Here is a 19,297-nt window from a genome sequence, read left to right as displayed (position 1 = left end):
TCGTGTCGCCGAGGATTTCACTGCTGATCCGGCCTCCGCAGTCGCATGAGGAACTCCTGATGGTCGCGCACCTGCACGCCGCGACCCAAGGCCTCGGAGCTCGGCTGGGCCGCCCAGCTGCCGTCGGGCTGCAGCACCCAGCACCGGGTCGCGGGATCGAGTGCGGAATCGAACACCACCGCCAGCCGCTCGCGCAGCTTCGGATCCTTCACCTGCGCCATGACCTCCACGCGCCGGTCGAGATTGCGGTGCATCATGTCGGCACTGCCGATCCAGTACTCGTCCTGGGCCTGGAAATGCAGGATGCGCGAATGTTCCAGGAAGCGGCCGAGAATCGAGCGCACCTCGATGTTGTCGCTCATCCCGGGCACACCGGGCCGCAGCCCGCAGATGCCGCGCACCACGATCTGTACCGGAACCCCGGCCTGGGACGCGCGATAGAGCGCGTCGATGATCTGCTCGTCGACGATGGCGTTGGCCTTGAGGCGAATACGGGCCGGCACGCCCTGGGCGGCCAGCTCGGTCTCGCGGCGGATCCGCTCCACGATGCCCGAGCGCACGCTGCTCGGCGCGACCAACAGGTTGCGGTAGTTGGCCTTTCGCGAATAGCCGGTCAGCGAGTTGAACAGGTCGGTCAGGTCGGCGCCGATCTCCGGTGCCGCGGTGAGGAGTCCGACGTCCTCGTAGAGCCGCGCGGTCTTCGGGTTGTAGTTGCCGGTCCCGATATGGCAGTAGCGGCGGATGGTGGCACCCTCGCGGCGCACCACCAGACAGGTCTTGCAGTGCGTCTTCAGGCCGATGAGGCCGTAGACCACGTGCACGCCCGCCTGCTCCAGCGCGCGTGCCCATTTGATGTTGGCCTGTTCGTCGAAGCGGGCCTTGATCTCGACCAGCGCGACGACCTGTTTACCGGCCTCGGCGGCGTCGATGAGCGCGTTGACGATGGGAGAGTCGCCGGAGGTGCGGTAGAGGGTCTGTTTGATGGCCAGCACCTGCGGATCGGCCGCCGCCTGCTCGATGAAACGCTGCACGCTGGTGGAGAACGAATCGTAGGGGTGATGCACCAGCACGTCGCCCTCGCGCAGGGCGGCGAAAACGTTTCGCGGCGTTTCTCTTTCGCCGAACGCGGGCGGCGTGGCCGGAACGTAGGGCGCGTCCTTGAGCAGCGGCCGGTCGACGCCGTAGACCTGCCACAGGCACGACAGGTCGAGCAGACCGGGCACCTGGATCACGTCGCCGGGGTCGACGTCGAGTTCGCGCAGCAGCAACTCGAGCATGTGCTCGGTCATATCGTCGGAAACTTCCAGGCGCACCGGCGATCCGAAGCGGCGACGGGCCAGTTCCCGTTCGAGGGCCTGCAGCAGATCCTCGTCGCGGTCCTCGTCGACCTCGAAGTCGGCGTTGCGGGTGATGCGGAACGAATGGTGTTCCACCACTTCCATTCCCGGGAAGAGCTGATCGAGGTGGGCGGCGATCAGATCTTCCATCGGCAGGAAGGCGGCCAGCCGGGGGACAGCGGTGATGTCGGAATCTCGGCGGGCGCCGGGGGTTTCGTTGAGGGTCCGGCGCACCCGGACGAAGCGGTCGACGTTGTCGGGCACCTTCACACGGGCGAAATGTTCACCGCCGGTCTCGGAATCCTTCACCGTGACAGCCAGATTCAAACTCAGGCCGCTGATGTAGGGGAAGGGATGGGCGGGATCGACGGCGAGCGGGGTCAGCACCGGGAACACCTGGTCGAGGAAGTAGCCGGACAGGCGGCGGCGTTCGTCGTCGTCCAGATCGGCCCAGCCGATGATGGCGATACCCTCGTCGGCCAGTGCCGGGCGCACCTGGTCGAGGAAGACCCGCGCATGGCGTCCGGCCAGTTCCTGGGTGCGCTCGGCGATGAGGGTGAGTTGTTCGGTGGGGGACAGGCCGTCGGCGGAGCGGACCGAGAGTCCGGCCTCGGCGCGGCGTTTGAGGCCGGCCACCCGCACCATGTAGAACTCGTCGAGATTCGAGGAGAAGATGGCCAGGAATTTGGCGCGTTCCAGCAGCGGTTCCGAGGGGTCCTCGGCCAGGGCCAGCACGCGGGCGTTGAAATCCAGCCAGCTCAGTTCTCTATTGAGGTAGCGATCGGCGGGCAACTGTGCCGCGGCGGCCGTGGTGGGCGGTGGCGTGGCCGCCGGCGGGGCCGCCGGTAGCCGGGGCTGTTGCGGGACGGTCTCCGTTTCGCTCACGCTCACGATCATTCCTTACGGCTCGGGTGGTGTCGCGCCCGACACCACCGTTGTGCAGCCTCTCATCGAGGCCTGGCGATCATCTAGCACACATGTGACGGTGCGGCACACCTCCGAATGAGGTTCTCGTGAACACCTACCGGCCAGCCGATGTCGCGCACCAGCGCCGCGGTGGCCGTGCCGACCCCGAGCGACAGCGCGCGGTCGAGATCCTCGGCGGTGTCGACGTCCAGGCGCAGACCGGGCCAGTGCCCGCCCACCTCGACCGCACCCGATTCCCGGTGGCGGCGCGCGGAATCTGCGCCGAAGCGGGGCATCAGGGGCGCGGAATCGGCCGTCGCCGACGGTGCGAGCGAATCCGGCGCGTGGGTGTGGCCCGCCGCGCGGACGAGCAGGGCCGCGGTGCCCCGGCCGGTGTGGTCGACGATCACGGAGCGGCCGCTGCCGGGGGCGGCGGCGAGCATCGATCGCAATTCGTCGGCGTGCACGGCCGGCAGATCGGCCTGCAGCGCAAGCAGATCGACGGCCCCGTGGCGCTCGCGCACGGCGGCGGCGGCCGAGGCCAGTGCGGTGTTCAGGCCGTCGCTGTCCGCGAGCGGCCGTGCGGTATCGGCGGGCGCCGGTGTCTCGGCGAGAGCCGGCGCGGACGGGTCCGGATGGACCGTCGCACCGAGCTCGCGCACGACCGTCGCGACGCGCTGGTCGGGTGTCACCACCGTGACCGAGCCCAGTCCGGCGGCCAGGGCGGCGGCGACCGTATCCGACAGCATGGCCAGCACCAGCCGCGAGCGTTCACCGGCCGGCAATCGGTCGGCGAGTCGGCTCTTGGCTCGGTCGAGGTGCTTGACCGCGATCACGGCGTGGACGGCATCCGGACGCATGCGTTCATGGTCGCACGTTCCGGGTGGTCGCAGGCTGCGAGCAGTGACCGATCGAACACGCGAACCACCGAGTACCGGATACTCCCGCGGCGGCGAGTGGCATATTGAAACGATGACGAGGGCGGCAGTGATGGGTGCGGGATCCTGGGGTACCGCATTCGCGAAAGTGCTCAACGACGCGGGTACCGAGGTCACGATGTGGGCGCGACGGTCCGAGATCGCGAAGGCCGTGGCGACCGAACATCGCAATCCCGCCTACCTGCCCGACGTGTGGCTCGACGGGATCGCGGCGACCGACGACTACCGGGTGGCCCTCGACGACGCCGACATCGTCGTGCTGGCGGTTCCGTCCCAGTCCTTGCGTCCCAATCTCGCGCACTGGCGCGCGGCGATCCGCTCCGATGCGACGCTGCTGAGTCTGGCCAAGGGCATCGAGACCGGAACCCTGATGCGGATGAGCGAGGTCGTCGCGGAGGTGACCGGCGCGGATCCCGGGCGCATCGCGGTGCTGTCGGGCCCGAACCTGGCCCGCGAGATCGCCGCCGAACAGCCGGCCGCCTCCGTGGTCGCCTGCTCCGACGCCGCACGCGCGGAGGCGGTGCAGCATTCCTGCGCCACCGGCTATTTCCGGCCCTACACCAATACCGATGTGATCGGCTGCGAGATCGGCGGCGCGTGCAAGAACGTGATCGCACTGGCCTGCGGGATCGCCGCGGGCATGGGACTGGGCGACAACTCCGTCGCCAGTCTGATCACCCGCGGGCTCGCCGAGATCATTCGACTGGGTGTTGCCCTGGGTGCGAATCCGGTCACGTTCGCGGGTCTGGCCGGCGTCGGCGATCTGGTGGCAACCTGCACCTCGCCGCTGTCGCGCAACCGGTCCTTCGGCCATGTGCTGGGCGCGGGCGGGTCGATGCGGGCCGCGCAGGACGCGACGCACGGGCAGGTCGCGGAGGGTGTGAAGTCGTGCACCTCGATCCGCGCGCTGGCCGAGACCCACCATGTGGAGATGCCGCTGACCACCGCGGTGCACCAGGTCTGTCACGAGGGGCTCTCGGTTTCCGATGCCGTCGGGCAATTACTCGGTCGGCGGATCAAACCGGAATGAATGATTTCGGTCCGGCCGGGGTACGGTTCGGACTATGACAAACCGGATCAGGGTTGCGGTGGTGTTCGGTGGCCGCAGCAACGAGCACGCGGTGTCGTGCGTTTCGGCCGGCATGGTGCTGACCAACCTGGATCCCGAACGCTACGAGGCGGTGCCCATCGGCATCACCCGCGAGGGCGCCTGGGTGCTCAGCGGCGCCGATGCGCGCGCACTCGCCATTCGCGACCGCGCGCTGCCCACGGTGGACTCGACCGGCACCGTGCTGACCCTGGCCGCCGATCCGAGCCGCTCGGGCGCCCTGGTCGCGCTCGACGGCGCCGAAGCGGTGCTCGGCGTGGTCGACGTGGTGTTTCCGGTGCTGCACGGGCCGTGGGGCGAGGACGGCACCCTGCAGGGGCTGCTGGAGCTGGCGGGGGTGCCCTACGTCGGCCCCGGCGTGCTGGCCAGCGCCACCGGCATGGACAAGGAGTTCACCAAGAAACTGCTTGCCGCGGAAGGGCTTCCGGTCGGCACACAGGTGGTGCTGCGCCCCGGCACCGACACCGTGAGCGAGGCCGACCGGGACCGGCTCGGCCTGCCGGTGTTCGTCAAACCCGCGCGCGGGGGTTCCTCGATCGGCATCACCAAGGTCGAGGACTGGATCGATCTCGATTCGGCGATCGCCGCGGCTCGTCTGCACGATCCGAAGGTGATCGTGGAAGCCGCCATCGTCGGGCGCGAAGTCGAGTGTGGCGTACTGGAATTCCCGGACGGCCGGGTACAGGCCAGCGTGATCGCCGAGATCCGCATGCCGGGCGACGACGTTTCCGAGAGCGAAATCGCTTCCGGCACACCGCAATTCTACGATTTCGACACCAAATACCTCGACGACGTGTGCGAGTTCGATATTCCTGCGAAGCTGGACGACGATATGTCGCAACAGATCCGGGAGCTTTCGGTGCGGGCGTTCCGCGCGCTGGACTGCCAGGGGCTGGCTCGGGTCGACTTCTTCGTCACCGAATCCGGACCGGTGATCAACGAGATCAACACCTTGCCCGGATTCACCTCGATCTCGATGTATCCGCGCATGTGGGATGCCACCGGAATCGACAATCGCACCCTGATCACCACGCTCATCGAGACGGCACTGACCCGGGGCACCGGACTGCGCTGAGCGGCGGCGCGGCCCGCGTAATCTGGGTGGGGTGATGCTCGCGATGACTCTGCCCGGGTTGGCGCTGCTGATCATCGCGGTCGCCTTCGCCGAGGTGGGCTACCGGAAGATGACCGGCCGCGCCGCGCTGCCGTGGATGCGCGATTCCACCGGGCCGAGTGCGGCGGGCATCGGATTCGAGCAGTTCGACGCGTTGTTCGACGCGGGCAAACGGCACGAATTCGAGGAGCGGCAGACGGTTCTCATGCACCGGGAGAATCCGGGGGACGGCACTCCCGGTGAGACGGAGATAGATCTGAGCACCGGCCGGGCCCGCCTACGGCGCGCTTGATCCGCGTCACCGTCCGGGCCAGCCGATCTGTGCGGCAACGGCTTTCAGTTCGGAACAGGGTTCGGATCGAGCGGCTTCGCCGGCACGGTCTTGGCGACCGTGTTCGAAATCTCCTGCAGCGGAGAGGGTCCCGCCTTGGCGGGCATGGTCACGGCGATATAGGTGCCGCGGTCCACCGCGTACCAGGTGCCCGACGTCACGCCGCTGGTCTGATCGCGCACCTCGAACCAGTTCACGCCGTTGACCACCTGCAGGGCGGACGCCTTGTTGAATTCCAGGGGCCGGTCCAGGCCGCAGCGCAGCACGATCGGATCACCGCCGCCCGACAGCTGCCAGGCCGCGGTCGCGGGCGGAGCCGGTTGGGCGAGTTCGGATTTGGTGTAGTCGTCGCCGAGCGACTCCGGCAGTGCGGCCAGCAGCGCGGTGCAATCCTGGCTCGACGCGGCCGGCGCCGGTACCGAGCCCAGCGCCAGCGGCTCGCGACCGGCGGACTGTCGCGACATGGCCGCGATGACGAGGACGACGACGATCAGCGCCACCGGAAGTGCGACGGCGGTCGCGATCAGCGCCGGATGCAGCTGCGGGCCGGAGTCGTCGGAGGCCTGCTCGGCGGTGGATTCGGTGTCCGACGAGGCATCGCGGTCGGAATCGCCGCGTTCGGTAGGCTCCGACTCGGCCGGCTGCGACTTCGAAGACTCGGCCTCATCCGCGTCCGTGCGGCCCGAGCCGTCGGCCGCATCGGACTCGGGGGTCTCGGCCGCGGCCGGCGCGGAGTTCTCGGGCCGGGCGGTAGCGGGTTCCGGGTCGGCCGCGGCCGTAAGGCCAGGCTCGGACTCGGGTCGGTCGGGCTGCGGGGTGTCCGCTGTCGGCCGGTCCGTCTCGCTACTCATCCGGGATTCGTCTCCACTCGTGCCGGGCGGGCGTCGCGCCCGGCTGATTGTCTGGGAATGCGTGTTCGAGGGTATCGAACGGCCGTCGGCGCGCTCCCGCGGCATCCGGGCGCCGCCGCGCCCGAGAGGAGGCCACAGCGGGCCGGTGCGGCGGCCCGGGCACAGGGTAGCGTCGGAGTGTGGTGTCCCCGGTGACGTGACCGGGTGTGAAGAAGGAGAGCGACATCACCGAGAGCGGCCCGCGCACCGTGCGCGACCTGGGCGAATTCGCATTGATCGAACGGATGAACGCCGGGCGTTCGTTCGGTGGCGGCGTCGAGCTGGGGCCCGGCGACGATGCGGCGGTGGTGGCGGCCCCGGCCGGGCGCTACGTGGTCAGTACCGACATGCTCGTACAGGATCGGCATTTCCGGCTGGACTGGTCGCGGCCGGAGGACATCGGGGCGAAGGCGATCGCGCAGAATGCCGCCGACGTCGTCGCGATGGGTGCCGCGCCCAGCGCGTTCGTGGTGGCGCTGGGCTGTCCCGCCGAGACACCGGTGGCGTTCGTCGACGGATTGGTCGACGGTATGTGGGCGGAGGCGCGGCGGGCCGGGGCCTCGATCGCCGGGGGCGATGTGGTGCGCAGCCCCCAGGTGGTGATCTCGGTGACCGCGTTCGGTGATCCGCGAGGCCGGACCGTGCTGCGCTCGGGGGCACGCGACGGCGATATCGTCGCGGTCGCCGGCCGGCTCGGCTGGTCGGCGGCGGGACTGGCGGCCCTGTCGGCCGGTGCTGCCGGCGCCGAGCGGTTCGCCGATGTGATTGCCGCCCATCGGGTTCCGCGACCGCCGTACTCCGCCGTGCTGGAGTTGCCGGACGCCACCGAGATCACCGCGATGACCGATGTCTCCGACGGACTGCTCGCCGATCTGTCCCATATCGCCGAATCCTCCGGTGTGGCGGTCGATGTCGACTCTGCGGCCGTGGCGGATCCGGCGCTGTCGCCGGTCGCGGATGCGCTGCACGCCGATCCGCTCGGCTGGGTGCTCACCGGCGGTGAGGACCATGCCTTCGCCGCCACCTTCGAGGCCGGTACCGCGATCCCGCCGGGCTGGCGGGCGATCGGCCGGGTATGCACCGGCTCCGGCGTTTTCGTCGACGGAGCGCGGTGGCCGGGGCCGCTGGGCTGGGAGTCGTTCGGAGGGGGCGAACAGCATGCGGTCCGATGAGGCGACGGCGGGTGGGCGGCGTGACGACGCCGAGCCGCGGCGACTATCTTTTCCCGACATGGGCGCGAAACCACTGCCGCAGATCATCGATACGGGCTGGGCCGAGGCATTGGAACCGGTGGCCGACCGGATCACCGAGATGGGCGAGTTCCTGCGGGCGGAGAATGCCGCCGGACGCGGATACTTCCCCAAGGGAGAGAACGTCTTACGCGCCTTCACCCGCCCCTTCGACAAGGTGCGCGTGCTGATCGTCGGACAGGACCCCTATCCGACGCCCGGTCATGCGATGGGCCTGAGTTTCTCGGTGGCGCCGGATGTTTCGCCGGTACCGCGCAGCCTGGCGAACATCTTCTCCGAGTATTCGCGCGATCTCGGCCATCCGACCCCGTCGTGCGGTGACCTCTCGCCGTGGTCGGATCAGGGTGTGCTGCTGCTGAACCGAGTGCTGACGGTCTCGCCCGGCCAGCCCGCATCGCATCGGGGCAAGGGCTGGGAAGCGGTGACCGAGCAGGCAATTCGCGCGCTCGTGGCCCGTGAGCAGCCGCTGGTGGCGATTCTGTGGGGCCGCGACGCCTCGACGTTGAAGCCGATGCTCGGCGATGTCCCGATCATCGAATCCGCCCATCCCTCACCGCTGTCGGCCTCGCGCGGTTTCTTCGGATCGAGGCCTTTCTCCCGCACCAACGAATTGCTCGGTACATTGGGGGCCGCCCCGGTCGATTGGCGCTTGCCCTGACCGCGGCGTAACAGTTCGAGCGAAACAGGAGCAGATGCATGCAGATCACATCCGTGCGCGGTGCCGTAGTCGCCGTCGCCGCCGGTGCGGCGGTCCTCGGCGCACCCGCGATAGCGCAGGCCGCCGGCCTGCCGCTGGAGCCGGCCACCCCGCAGGAAGAGGTCACCACCACTCAGCACGCGGGACCGGTGCTGGCCCTGTGGGATCCGCAGACGGGTTCGTCGTCGCTGTCGTCCAACGTCAATGCGCGCGGTCTGTGCATCTTCCAGAGCATCAGTGCGCAGGGCGGACTCGACTGCTTCAACGGCGCCCAGTAATCGGGCGGCGGGCGATCATCCGGATCTCGCTCGCCAGGGAGAACGGTTCGATTCGGCGGGCCTCGTCAGCGGCGAATCCGAACTTTCGATAGAAGTTCCGGGCGCGTGGATTCTCCTCGAACACCCATAACGCGGTGTCGGTGTCGGGGAGGAGAATCGCACGTAGCAATTCCTGCGCGATTCCGGTGCCGTATCGGTCGGCCCGGACGTAGAGCGCATACAGCTCCCGATCGGCGACGCGCGGTTCGTCGCGAGGCGGGCCGGCGTGTGCGAATCCGAGGACGCGATCGCCGGGGGCGCGGGTGTCGTCGAGGGCCAGCACGATGGTGTGGGCCGTTCGGTCGGCCGCCGCGCTCTCGTCGATCGAGTCGATGAGAGCGGCCCACCGGGCGGCACGGCGGCCGACGTCGAAGGCGGCGAGCACATGGTCGGGCACCAGGCCGCGATAGGCCTCCCGCCACGATTCGATATGGCAGATCGCCAGATCACGGGCGTATTCGGTGGACGCCGCCGCGATCCGCGGGCGGTGCGGGTTCACCATCGCGTCCCGCCGGGTGACGACATGACGCCGGGTGACCACATGACAACGCCCCGGTCACCCTGTGGGTGCGCCGGGGCGTCGAAGATGTCTACGCAGCTCAGCCGCGAACAACCTTTCCGGCCTTCAGGCAGGAGGTGCAGACGTTCATGCGGCGGGTGTTGCCGGGGGCAACCTGCGCACGAACGGTCTGGATGTTCGGGTTCCAGCGACGGTTGGTGCGCCGGTGCGAGTGCGAAACCGACTTACCGAAGCCGGGGCCCTTGGCGCAGACGTCGCAGACGGCAGCCATAGTCGCGAGCTCCTTCATGTCATGGGGGACCGCTGTCGGGGAGACAGCCTGTCCGGAAACTTTATCCTCAATGCCTACCAGCGCTACCGCCGGTCAACGCGACCGGGCAGCGGCCGCGTGAGGCAACCCTGCAAGAGTAGCGGCCGGTCGCATTCGATGTCCAATCGCCCCGGGGGGCGCCGCGTGCGCCGATCCGCGGACGCGGCGCCGGCGCCGCCGGATCCCCGTCCTCACCGGGCTTCGCGTGTCGAGGCTGTCGGTGTGGACGACTACCCTGGCTGGCGGGTTCGACGGTGTGATCGCGGTGGCGGGAAGGACGGTGACGTGCGCGGGGTCCGGGAGAGGCTCGATGCGGCCGCACTGCGGCAGTGGGGCGCGCTGTGTGTGGAACACCTGCTCGCCCATCGCGAGGAGATCAACGCGCTGAACGTCTTCCCGGTGGCCGATTCCGACACCGGAACCAATCTACTCATCACCATGCGCGCCGCGCTCGCCGCGACGGAGATGCCCGGCGATGCCGATCCGCCCGACGACGCCGATCCGCCCGACGATGCCGCCGATCTGCTCGCTGCCACGGCCCGGGCCGCGACCGCCGCGGCGTGCGGAAATTCGGGCATCATCCTGTCGCAGGTCCTGCGGGGGCTGGCCGAATCCGCCGATCGCGACGGTCTCACCGCGGCCACGCTGCGTACCGCGTTGCGCCGGGCGGCGGTACTTGTCCGGGAATCGCTGAGCGAACCGGTCGAGGGCACCATGCTCACCGTGCTGGAGGCGGCGGCGGATCGCGCCGAGGACTGTGCGGAGGAGACGGTCGCCGCGGTGGCCGTGGCCGCCGCCGACGGCGCGGTGAAGGCGCTCGGCGAGACCCCGTCACAACTGATGGTGCTGCGTGCGGCCGGTGTGGTCGATGCCGGGGCGCGCGGTCTGCTGGTCCTGCTGGACGCCCTCGTGGAGGTGTGTACCGGGAGCGCACCGGCGCGTCCGGTCTACCGGGTGACCGATTCCGCCCCCGCGCGGCGGGCCGCCGGGCCGGTGCGACGCGATGCTCCCGGTGACGATTCGCAGACCGCGCGGGCGAACGACACTGCGGCGCAGCCGGATTCGCCGGTGCGCCCCGAGGAGATCCGGCCGGAGGCGCTCGCGGGCGACGGCTCCGCCGCGAGTCGCGAGGCACCGGCGAATTTCGATCGCGCGCACATCACGAGTGTGCGATCGCGAACGAACGATGCTGCGCTGCCGATGATCTCGCCGCAGAGCGAATCCGGCACGGAAGCCGTCCGGCACGCCGGGGCGGAGTCGGGCCGGCGACATCGGGCGAGCGTGCCGCAGTACGAGGTCATGTACCGGATCGGCGAGACCGATCCGGCGCGCATCGACCGGTTGCGTCGCGCCCTTGCCGCGCTGGGAGATTCGGTGGTCGTCGTCGGCGACGGCGAGGGCAGCTGGTCGGCGCACGTGCATTGCGCCGATGCCGGCGCCGCAGTGGAGGCGGGCCTCGCCGCCGGCGCCCTGGGCAATATCCGGATCGAGGGGTTGTTCGGCACGTCCGTTGCCGCGCAGGGACAGTCCGATCGAGGCATTCTCGCGATCGCCACCGGCGCCGGGGCGGTGCGTCTGTTCGAGGACTCCGGTGCCGTGGTGCTCACCGGTGCGGTGACCGCCGACCGGCTGCTGGCCGCCATCCGCGCGATGCCGCAGCGGGAGGTGCTGGTGCTGCCCAACGGGGCGCTACCCGCGCCGGAGCTGGTGGCGCTCGGTATGGCCGCCCGGGACGGGTGGCGCGAGGTGATGATGCTGCCCAGCGGCTCCATGGTGCAGGGGCTGGCGGCCCTCGCCCTGCACGACAGCGGCAGCCTGGCCGTCGACGATGCGCTGACGATGTCGCAATCGGCGGCCAGTACCCGGTGGGGTGCGGTCCGCGTCGCCACCGAACGCGCGCTGACCATCGTCGGCACGTGCGAACAGGGCGACGGTCTCGGCCTGGTCGGCCACGACGTGGTCGTCATCGATCCGGACCTGCGCCGGGCCGCCCGCACCCTGCTCGATCGCATGCTCGGGCTGGGCGGGGAACTGGTTACGTTGCTGCTGGGCGCGCAGGCGCCCGCCGGATTGGCGGACGAACTCACCACACACATCACCACGGAATTTCCCGGCGTCGAAGTCGTCACCTACGACGGCGGACAGGCCGTGGACCTGGTCCAGATCGGGGTGGAGTAGATGGCGACACTGAGCGACCGGCTCGACCATGTGCTGGGGGTGAAGGCGGCCGAACCGCTGGCCGACGCCTTCGATATGCATATCGTCGAGGATCTGCTGCGCCACTATCCGCTGCGCTATGCCACCCAGGGGCAGCCGCTCACCGAGGAGGCGCCCGAGGAGGGCGCCCACATCACGGTGGTGGGCCGGGTGAGCAAGACCGAACTGCGGCCGATGCGGCAGCGCCGCGGCAAACTGCTCAAGGTGGAACTGGACACCGGCTCCGCGAAACCGGTGGAGATCACCTTCTTCAACGGCGACAAGGTGAGCTACCTCGTCAAACAGGGTGTCCGGGCCATGATGTCGGGCACCGTGCACTGGTGGCGGCCGGATCGCTGGAACCTGTCGCATCCGTCGTATCTGATCCTGCCCGAGACCGCCGAATCGGTGGACAGTCTCACCTCCGTGCGCGGCGGCGGCGCGCTGCGCGGTCTGGCGGAGAGCGCGAAAGGCGCCGGGGGAGTGGATATCTCGTTCTTCGAACGGGAATACATTCCGGTGTATCCGGCGACCGCCAAGGTGCAGAGCTGGGACATCCTGGCGTGTGTGCGGCAGGTGCTCGACCAACTCGATCCGATCGACGATCCGCTGCCGCAGGATCTTCGCGAAGACCACGAACTGCTCCCCGTCTCGGATGCGCTGCGGCTGATCCATCTGCCCGAACGGAAATCCGATATCGACCAGGCCAGGCAGCGGCTGCGCTTCGACGAGGCGCTGGCACTGCAGCTGGTACTGGCCCAACGCCGCCACGACGCGGCCGGGCGCACCGCGCGGCCGTGCCCGCCGCGTTCCGACGGCATCGCCGCCGAATTCGAACAACGCCTTCCGTTCGAGCTGACGGCCGGCCAGAACAAGGTGATCGCCGAGATCTCCGGCGACCTGTCGCGCCCGCATCCCATGCACCGGCTGCTGCAGGGGGAGGTCGGTTCCGGTAAGACCATCGTCGCCCTGCACGCGATGCTGCAGGTGGTCGACGCCGGACTGCAGTGTGCGCTGCTGGCACCGACGGAAGTCCTTGCCGCCCAGCACTATCGGTCGCTGCGGTCCATGCTCGGCGATCTCGGTGCGGCGGGCGAACTGGGCGCCGCCGACCGGGCCACCAAGGTGGTGCTGCTGACCGGTTCGATGTCGGCGAGTGCGAAGAAGGCGGCACTGCTGGACGTGGTGACCGGGACGGCCGGCATCGTGATCGGCACACACGCGCTTATCCAGGACGCGGTCGAATTCTTCGACCTCGGCATGGTGATCGTCGACGAACAGCACCGCTTCGGCGTGGAGCAGCGAGATGCCTTGCGCGCCAAGGCGAAAGAGGGGATCACCCCGCATCTGCTGGTGATGACCGCGACGCCTATTCCGCGCACCATCGCGATGACCACCCTCGGCGATCTGGAAACCTCCACCCTGACCGAGCTACCGCGCGGGCGCTCACCTATCACCACCCGAGTAGTGCCCGCCCGGATGAAACCGGCGTGGGTCGAGCGCGCCTGGGAACGGATCTGCGAGGAGGTGGCGGCGGGCCGGCAGGCGTATGTGGTGTGCTCCCGCATCGGCGACGAGGAGGACGACGGCGCAGCGAAGAAGGGCGCCAAGTCGAAAGGCAAGAGCCGGAAGCAAGCCGACGACGACACGGGCGAGGCGCCGACCACCCACGCCGCGATCGACGTGTTCGAGACGCTGCGCACCGGGCCGCTGGCCGACCTGCGGCTGGGCTTGTTGCACGGGCGGCTGCCGACCGACGACAAAGACCGCGTGATGCGCTCGTTCAACGACGGCGATATCGACGTGCTGGTCTGCACGACGGTCGTCGAGGTCGGCGTCGACGTGCCCAACGCGACCGTCATGGTCATCGTGGACGCCGATCGGTTCGGCGTCAGCCAGCTGCATCAGCTGCGCGGCCGGGTGGGCCGTGGCCAACATCCGGGGCTGTGCCTGCTCATCACCGAAACCTCGCCGATGGGCACGGCCATGGCGCGACTGGAGGCGGTGGCCGGCACGCTGGACGGCTTCGAACTGTCGGTACTCGATCTGCGACAGCGCCGGGAGGGCGATGTGCTGGGTTCCGCGCAGTCGGGTACCGCGCGCAGTTTGAAACTGCTCTCGCTGCTCGACGATCTCGACGTCATCACCACCGCCCAGGTGCTGGCGCGGGAGGTCGTGGACGCCGATCCGGGGCTGACCGACCATCCGGGCCTGGCGAATATGATGCATGCCGCCGTCGACTCCGAGCGGCTGGAATATCTGGCGAAGTCCTGATCACCGGACCGCGGGCGGATACGGCAGATCGACGCTGGAGTTCTCGGTGACCGCCAGCGGGCGGCCGATCTGCGGGAACGCGCGCTGCGGACAGGCGGGCCGCTCGCACACCTTGCATCCGGCGCCGATCGGCACCGCGGCGGCCGGTTCGTCGAGTTGCAGGCCTTGCGAGTACACCAGCCGATCGGCGTATTCGATATCGCAGCCCAGCCCGACCGCGAATTCCTTGGTGGCGGTGCCGAAGCCGTGCGGACTGGGATAGGTCGTGCGCGCGATCCACAGATAGCGCCGGCCGTCCGGCATGGCCGCGACCTGCGTGAGGATCCGGCCGGGATGGGAAAACGCCTCGTGCACCACCCACAGCGGGCAACTGCCGCCCACCCGGGAGAAGTGAAACGCGGTGGCGGACTGGCGTTTCGAGATGTTGCCCGCGCGATCGGTGCGGACGAAGAAGAACGGCACCCCGCGCTGTCCCTGCCGCTGCAGGGTGCTCAGCCGATGGCAGACCGTCTCGAAGCCGACCTCGAATCGCAGCGAGAGCAGGTCGATGTCGTAGGACAGTTCCTCGGCCGAGCGCAGGAACTTTCCGTACGGCAGCACCACCGCACCCGCGAAATAGTTGGCCAGCCCGACCCTGGCCAGGGCCCGCGATTCACCGACCAGCGACGGGGTGGCGTCGAGAACCTCGTCGAGCAGATCGCCGTGCAGCAGGAAGGCCAGTGTGGTGGCGATCTGGAATGCCCGCTGACCGGGGCGCAGCCGGCGCGCGAGGATGAGGGTGCGCGTCTCGGGGTCGTAGCGCCGCTTCGGGATGGCCGGATCGGCGCCGTCGCCGCGGACCAGCACGGTGACACCGGCCCGCTCCTCGGCGACGCGCGCCAGTTGGCGATCGATCGATCCGATGGTCAGACCGCATTCGTCGAACAGCCGTTCGGCGGCCAGATCCAGCTGAGGAATGTGGTTGTGGTGGTCGTAGAAGAAGTCGCGCACATCCTCGTAGGGCATCGGCACACCGGGCGCACCTGTGGGGGTGGCGACCTTCGACGACAACAGATCGAGCTGATCGGTGGTAGCGCGCAGACGGCGATGCATGGCGACGATGGTCTTGGCGACCTCCGGTAGCCGGGTGGCGAGATCCTCGACCTCCGCGGCGGGCGGGGCGGTACCGCCGGCCGCTTCCACGAGCACCTCGTGCAGGTCCGAGACCAGCCGCGCGTCGGAGTCGGCGGCGAAGAACTGCACATCCAGATCGAAGGTCGAATTGAGTTTCAGGAGAACGGGAATCGTCAGAGGCCGCTGGTCACGTTCGAGCTGATTGAGATAGCTGGGCGAAAGCTCCAACGACTTGGCCAGGGCGGCCTGGGTCATCCGTCGTTCTTCGCGCAACCGCCGTAACCGGGCACCCGCATACATCTTGCGCACGCCGCAGATGCTACCTTCACGCCTTCGCAATCATTGCAATTTCGCTACTAGGCGCGCACAAAAATCTGCTGTTGCAAGGAGTTTTGATCAACTTCGATGATGCGTAGCGTGCGAAGTATGCGGCCGGATCCGGTAGGCACACGATAGTGGAAGTGCTGCTCGGAGGTGGTGAACTTCCGGGTGGAAAAGGTTGCCGGAAGAGCTGCTGGGCCCCGAATTCTTCCGGCGGGCCGTCCGGCCGGCGACTCGCGTCCGGGCGAGTCGCCAACCGTGCGGCGGCAGCGCGTCACATCCAACGGCGCATCACGACATCAGCGCACCAGCGCGGCCGCCTCGACCATATTGCGCAGCGACGCCTCCACCTCGGCGCGGCCGCGGGTTTTGAGGCCGCAGTCCGGATTCACCCACAACCGTTCCGCCGGAACGGCTTTCATCGCCTCACGCAGTGAATTCTCGATTTCGGCCACACTCGGAACCCGCGGTGAGTGGATGTCGTAGACACCCGGCCCGATACCGAGCGCGTACCCGGCGGTGGTGAGATCGTCGAGGATCTCCATATGCGAGCGCGCCGCCTCCACCGACGTGACATCGGCGTCGAGTGCCGCGATCGCGCCGATGATCTCGCCGAATTCGGAATAGCACAGATGAGTGTGGATCTGGGTGTCGTCGCGAACCCCGGCGGTGGCCAGGCGGAACGCGCCCACCGCCCAGTCCAGGTACGGCTGCTGATCACCACGGCGCAGCGGCAGCAGTTCGCGCAGCGCGGGCTCGTCGACCTGGACGATACGGATTCCGGCGGCCTCCAGGTCCACCGTCTCGTCGCGAATGGCCAGCGCCACCTGCCGCGCGGTCTCGGCCAGTGGCTGATCGTCGCGCACGAACGACCACGCCAGAATCGTGACCGGACCGGTGAGCATGCCCTTGACCGGCTTGCCGGTCAGCGATTGGGCGTAGGTGATCCACTCGACGGTCATCGGCGCGGTGCGAACGACATCGCCGTAGAGGATCGGCGGGCGCACGCAGCGGGTGCCGTAGGACTGCACCCAGCCGTGGTCGGTGGCGGCGAATCCGTCGAGTTGTTCGGCGAAGTACTGGACCATGTCGTTGCGCTCGGGTTCACCGTGCACGAGGACGTCGAGCCCCAGATTCTCCTGTAGCGCAATCACATCCGCGATCTCGGTGCGCATCCGCTCGCGATACTGCGCGTCGTCGATCGTGCCGGCGCGCAGCTCGGCGCGGGCGGTGCGGATCGCGGTGGTCTGCGGGTAGGAGCCGATCGTGGTCGTGGGCAGCAGCGGCAGGCGCAGCTGTGCGCGCTGCAGCTCGCGACGGCGCTGCGCCGGTGCCCGCTGCGCGCGATCGTCGCCGAGGCCGGCGAGCCGGGCCCGCACGGCCGCGTTGTGCAGGCGCGGATCGCGGCGGCGGCTCTCGATCGCGGCGCGCGATGCGGCGAGCTCCGCGGCGACCGCGTCGGTGCCGGCACCGACCGCGTGCGCCAATATCCGCACCTCGTCCATCTTCTCGGCGCCGAACGCCAGCCACGATCGCAGCACCGGATCCAGGCCGGACTCCGCGGCCAGCGAATACGGCACATGCAGCAGCGAACTCGAGGTCGAGACCGCCAGCGCGCCGACCGAACCCAGCAGGGTCGCCAGCTCACTCAGTGCCGATTCCAGGTCCGTGCGCCAGATGTTGCGGCCGTCCACCACTCCGGCGACCACCAGCTTGTCCGCCAGGGCGGGAACCGCCGCGACCTCGGAAACGGTGGTGCCGGAACGGAAGTCCAGCGCCACGCCCTCGACCGGCGTGGCGGCCAGGGCGCTCAGTGCCGGGCCCGGGGAGCCGAAGTACGTGGCCACCAGGATGCTCGGCCGCCGGTCCCCGGCGCTCACTTCGGCGTAGGTGGTGCGCACGGTGGCGATCTCGGCCTCGGAGAGGTCGCGCACCAGGGCCGGCTCGTCGATCTGGACCCAGGCGGCGCCCGCGTCGGCCAGCCGGTCCAGCAGCTCGCGGTAGAGCGGGATCAGCTCGGCCAGCCGGTCCATCGGCGCGACGCCGTCGACACCCTTGGACAGGGCGAGGAAGGTCACCGGCCCGATCACCACCGGACGTGCCGGGATGCCCAGCTCACGCGCCTCCCGCAGCTCGCCGAGCAGGGCCGACGGGTCGAGGGCGAACCGGGTGTCCGGGCCGATTTCCGGCACCAGATAGTGGTAGTTGGTGTCGAACCACTTGGTCATCTCCAGCGGTTCGATGCCCTCGGCGCCGCGCGCGGCCGCGAAATAGCGGTCCAGCGGATCGCCGATGCCGGCGACCCGCGGCGGCAGCGCGCCGAGCATGACCGCGGTATCGAGCATCTGGTCGTAGAACGAGAAGGTGCCCACCGGTACCGCGTCGAGTCCGGCGTCCTTTGCCGCCGACCAGCTCTGCGCGCGCAGTTGCCGGGCGACGCGCTCGAGTTCGGCGGCGTCGATCCGTCCGGCCCAGTAGCTTTCGACGGCACGTTTGAGTTCGCGCCGCGGCCCGATGCGCGGCAGGCCCAGAACCGTTGCGGTGAAACGAGTATGCGTTGTGACAGTCACGGTGTTCTCCAAACTGGAAGCCACAGATCACCGCCGCACGACGGACGAAGCCCCGAAAAACGCTGCCGCACCGGGGTATCCGGTGTGCCACGGGTCCGCCCGCCCGATCCACGAGGCGGTGACCGCCGGATACGGCGTATCCGGCACAACCGGCAGGTCTTCGGACTCACAGGCATCGGTCGTGCGGACCGGTCCGGAGAGGGCCCCGGATGTCGCCTACTGGCCGTCGCTTCCCGGAATGGATCCAGTGCTCATGACGGCGGTCGTTCCTGTTCACCGCTGCGGGACAGTCCCGGATTCTCACCGGGTTCCCTCTCGCCGGCCCGCGAGGACCGGTTTCGACGCTGCGCGCGACGCTCGGGGCTCCAACTCGTCGGCGGCAGCGAACCAGCTGCGTTCCCGAGCGTAATCCACCGCGAGCGGCAGGGGAAACGCCGCCCGCCCGGCCGGATATGTTTCCGCTGGAAGAACACAACTTCGCAGACTCGCCGATCCGGTTTGTGAGGATGGCTGCGAAGCCGTATTCACTGTCCGGCCCCGCTCGCCGGGCAGGTACCTTTATCGAATGTTCTCCAAAGTGCTGGTCGCCAACCGCGGGGAAATCGCCATCCGTGCCTTCCGCGCCGCTTACGAACTCGGCATCGGCACCGTGGCGGTTTTTCCCTACGAAGATCGCAATTCGGTGCATCGCCTCAAGGCCGACGAGTCGTACCAGATCGGTGTCCCCGGACATCCGGTGCGCGCCTACCTCTCGATTCCCGAGATCATCAGCGCCGCCAAGTCCGCCGGCGCCGATGCGGTCTACCCCGGCTACGGCTTCCTGTCGGAGAATCCGGACCTCGCCGCGGCCTGTGCGGCCGAGGGCATCACGTTCATCGGCCCCTCGGCCGAGGTGCTCGAACTGACCGGTAACAAGGCGCGGGCCATCGCGGCGGCGAAGGCGGCCGGGCTCCCGGTGCTGAACTCCAGCGCGCCCTCGGCCGATGTCGAGGAACTGCTGCGGGCATCGGAGGAGATGGACTTCCCGGTGTTCGTGAAGGCGGTCGCCGGCGGTGGCGGTCGCGGTATGCGCCGGGTGGCGGATCGGGTGCAACTGCGCGAGGCC

Annotated in this window: 16 protein-coding genes and 1 riboswitch; of the genes, 9 read left to right on the top strand and 7 right to left on the bottom strand. The window is 69.1% G+C overall.

What is annotated here, in order from left to right:
• Window positions 1-17: 17 nt before the first annotated feature.
• Complete coding sequence (locus ACPCUW_RS34085; protein ID WP_423429466.1) at window positions 18-2,234, bottom strand: RNA degradosome polyphosphate kinase; 2,217 nt, start codon at window positions 2,232-2,234, stop codon at window positions 18-20.
• Window positions 2,235-2,305: 71 nt separating this feature from the next.
• The gene (cofC, locus tag ACPCUW_RS34080) at window positions 2,306-3,103 is read right to left on the bottom strand and encodes a 2-phospho-L-lactate guanylyltransferase (protein WP_423429464.1); all 798 of its coding nucleotides are present in this window, start codon (window positions 3,101-3,103) and stop codon (window positions 2,306-2,308) included.
• Window positions 3,104-3,215: 112 nt separating this feature from the next.
• Between cofC and ACPCUW_RS34075 the strand changes: the two genes are divergently transcribed.
• From ACPCUW_RS34075 to ACPCUW_RS34065, 3 genes are read left to right on the top strand one after another with little or no spacing between them, the layout of a single operon-like run.
• A complete protein-coding gene (locus ACPCUW_RS34075) occupies window positions 3,216-4,211 on the top strand; it encodes an NAD(P)H-dependent glycerol-3-phosphate dehydrogenase (RefSeq protein WP_104391482.1) in 996 nt (331 codons plus the stop codon).
• A gap of 34 nt (window positions 4,212-4,245) precedes the next feature.
• Window positions 4,246-5,364, top strand: coding sequence for a D-alanine--D-alanine ligase family protein (locus ACPCUW_RS34070; protein ID WP_423429462.1), 1,119 nt, complete (start codon window positions 4,246-4,248; stop codon window positions 5,362-5,364).
• A 34-nt stretch (window positions 5,365-5,398) separates the two neighbouring features.
• Window positions 5,399-5,695, top strand: coding sequence for a DUF6191 domain-containing protein (locus ACPCUW_RS34065; RefSeq protein WP_423429461.1), 297 nt, complete (start codon window positions 5,399-5,401; stop codon window positions 5,693-5,695).
• A gap of 44 nt (window positions 5,696-5,739) precedes the next feature.
• On the opposite strand, the gene ACPCUW_RS34060 is transcribed toward ACPCUW_RS34065, so the two are convergent.
• Window positions 5,740-6,273, bottom strand: coding sequence for a DUF3515 domain-containing protein (locus ACPCUW_RS34060; protein WP_423429480.1), 534 nt, complete (start codon window positions 6,271-6,273; stop codon window positions 5,740-5,742).
• 518 nt (window positions 6,274-6,791) lie between these two features.
• Between ACPCUW_RS34060 and ACPCUW_RS34055 the strand changes: the two genes are divergently transcribed.
• The 3 genes from ACPCUW_RS34055 to ACPCUW_RS34045 are packed head-to-tail and all read left to right on the top strand — an operon-like array spanning window position 6,792 to window position 8,849.
• Window positions 6,792-7,796: a thiamine-phosphate kinase gene (locus ACPCUW_RS34055; protein WP_281260886.1), complete on the top strand. Its 1,005-nt coding sequence runs from the start codon at window positions 6,792-6,794 to the stop codon at window positions 7,794-7,796.
• 58 nt (window positions 7,797-7,854) lie between these two features.
• Entirely contained in the window at window positions 7,855-8,532 is a 678-nt protein-coding gene (locus ACPCUW_RS34050) for a uracil-DNA glycosylase (RefSeq protein ID WP_063015206.1), read from the top strand.
• Between the two features lie 38 nt (window positions 8,533-8,570).
• Entirely contained in the window at window positions 8,571-8,849 is a 279-nt protein-coding gene (locus ACPCUW_RS34045) for a hypothetical protein (RefSeq protein ID WP_030513011.1), read from the top strand.
• Here the strand turns inward: ACPCUW_RS34045 and ACPCUW_RS34040 are convergent.
• Entirely contained in the window at window positions 8,833-9,429 is a 597-nt protein-coding gene (locus ACPCUW_RS34040) for a GNAT family N-acetyltransferase (RefSeq protein ID WP_423429460.1), read from the bottom strand. The genes ACPCUW_RS34045 and ACPCUW_RS34040 overlap by 17 nt on opposite strands.
• Window positions 9,430-9,487: 58 nt before the next feature.
• A complete protein-coding gene (gene rpmB, locus ACPCUW_RS34035; RefSeq protein WP_011210730.1) occupies window positions 9,488-9,679 on the bottom strand; it encodes a 50S ribosomal protein L28 in 192 nt (63 codons plus the stop codon).
• A gap of 261 nt (window positions 9,680-9,940) precedes the next feature.
• Here rpmB and ACPCUW_RS34030 point away from each other — a divergent pair, with 261 nt between their 5' ends.
• Together ACPCUW_RS34030 and recG are read left to right on the top strand one after the other, a co-directional pair.
• A complete protein-coding gene (locus tag ACPCUW_RS34030) occupies window positions 9,941-11,896 on the top strand; it encodes a DAK2 domain-containing protein (protein WP_423429458.1) in 1,956 nt (651 codons plus the stop codon).
• Window positions 11,897-14,188 carry an ATP-dependent DNA helicase RecG gene (gene recG / locus ACPCUW_RS34025; protein WP_423429456.1) on the top strand — a complete coding sequence of 764 codons (2,292 nt, stop codon included), beginning with the start codon at window positions 11,897-11,899 and terminating at the stop codon, window positions 14,186-14,188. It begins immediately after the preceding gene.
• On the opposite strand, the gene ACPCUW_RS34020 is transcribed toward recG, so the two are convergent.
• Together ACPCUW_RS34020 and metE are read right to left on the bottom strand one after the other, a co-directional pair.
• The gene (locus tag ACPCUW_RS34020) at window positions 14,189-15,601 is read right to left on the bottom strand and encodes a short-chain fatty acyl-CoA regulator family protein (RefSeq protein ID WP_051755208.1); all 1,413 of its coding nucleotides are present in this window, start codon (window positions 15,599-15,601) and stop codon (window positions 14,189-14,191) included.
• A gap of 320 nt (window positions 15,602-15,921) precedes the next feature.
• Complete coding sequence (gene metE / locus ACPCUW_RS34015) at window positions 15,922-18,192, bottom strand: 5-methyltetrahydropteroyltriglutamate--homocysteine S-methyltransferase (RefSeq protein WP_423429455.1); 2,271 nt, start codon at window positions 18,190-18,192, stop codon at window positions 15,922-15,924.
• Window positions 18,193-18,326: 134 nt separating this feature from the next.
• A riboswitch (cobalamin riboswitch) is annotated at window positions 18,327-18,544 on the bottom strand.
• A 213-nt stretch (window positions 18,545-18,757) separates the two neighbouring features.
• On the opposite strand from metE, the gene ACPCUW_RS34010 reads away from it, so the two are divergent.
• Window positions 18,758-19,297, top strand: a 540-nt coding sequence (locus tag ACPCUW_RS34010; protein WP_423429453.1) for a biotin carboxylase N-terminal domain-containing protein, incomplete at its 3' end; no start/stop codon positions are given.

The sequence above is a fragment of the Nocardia sp. AB354 genome, from assembly GCF_049538315.1.
Lineage (GTDB): Bacteria > Actinomycetota > Actinomycetes > Mycobacteriales > Mycobacteriaceae > Nocardia > Nocardia nova.
This window is presented reverse-complemented; position numbering and strand designations above follow the sequence as displayed.

Bases quoted from the DNA above. Each gene is read 5' to 3' on its own strand.
- cofC (WP_423429464.1), bottom strand. From the start codon at position 3,103: ATGCGTCCGGATGCCGTCCACGCCGTGATCGCGGTCAAGCACCTCGAC.
- recG (WP_423429456.1), top strand. From the start codon at position 11,897: ATGGCGACACTGAGCGACCGGCTCGACCATGTGCTGGGGGTGAAGGCG.
- ACPCUW_RS34075 (WP_104391482.1), top strand. From the start codon at position 3,216: ATGACGAGGGCGGCAGTGATGGGTGCGGGATCCTGGGGTACCGCATTC.
- ACPCUW_RS34045 (WP_030513011.1), top strand. From the start codon at position 8,571: ATGCAGATCACATCCGTGCGCGGTGCCGTAGTCGCCGTCGCCGCCGGT.
- ACPCUW_RS34085 (WP_423429466.1), bottom strand. From the start codon at position 2,234: ATGATCGTGAGCGTGAGCGAAACGGAGACCGTCCCGCAACAGCCCCGG.
- ACPCUW_RS34050 (WP_063015206.1), top strand. From the start codon at position 7,855: ATGGGCGCGAAACCACTGCCGCAGATCATCGATACGGGCTGGGCCGAG.
- rpmB (WP_011210730.1), bottom strand. From the start codon at position 9,679: ATGGCTGCCGTCTGCGACGTCTGCGCCAAGGGCCCCGGCTTCGGTAAG.
- ACPCUW_RS34020 (WP_051755208.1), bottom strand. From the start codon at position 15,601: ATGTATGCGGGTGCCCGGTTACGGCGGTTGCGCGAAGAACGACGGATG.
- ACPCUW_RS34065 (WP_423429461.1), top strand. From the start codon at position 5,399: ATGCTCGCGATGACTCTGCCCGGGTTGGCGCTGCTGATCATCGCGGTC.
- ACPCUW_RS34070 (WP_423429462.1), top strand. From the start codon at position 4,246: ATGACAAACCGGATCAGGGTTGCGGTGGTGTTCGGTGGCCGCAGCAAC.